Here is a 436-nt window from a genome sequence, read left to right as displayed (position 1 = left end):
GTACAATGCGGCATGGCTTCGACAAACACCAAACAACGCATCGGAGAAATAGCCCGAGGAATGGTCCAAGCGCAGGGCTATAACGCGCTCAGCTTCCGCGACATTGCGGCTCGGCTGGGCATAAAAGGACCCGCCGTCCATCACCATTACCCCACCAAGGGAGATCTCGGCGCAGCCTTGGCGCGCGAGTACACGGATTCAGGCGCGGAGATGCTGGAACAGTTGCTCAAGACCTCCGAGGATCCGACGGCACTGCTCGACGCGTATGTGGCGATCTTTCGGGCCGCGCTGCTGAACGGCAACCGTATGTGCCTCTGTGGAATCATGGCAGCGGAACAGGAAGCCCTGCCTGAGGCCGTGCGCTCGGAAGTGGGCCGTTTTACCGATGTCAATATCGCGTGGCTCATGCGAGTGGTGGAAATGGACGATCCACTTG

General features: G+C 59.6%; 1 protein-coding gene. It reads left to right on the top strand.

What is annotated here, in order from left to right:
* Positions 1–12: 12 nt before the first annotated feature.
* Positions 13–436: TetR/AcrR family transcriptional regulator (locus AC1DHL_RS29930; protein ID WP_478164357.1), on the top strand; the 424-nt coding region annotated here is incomplete at its 3' end.

The organism is Variovorax sp. 10L426 (genome assembly GCF_056395305.1).
Note: the sequence above shows the minus strand (reverse complement) of the source record. Positions and strands in the feature narration are given on the sequence as shown.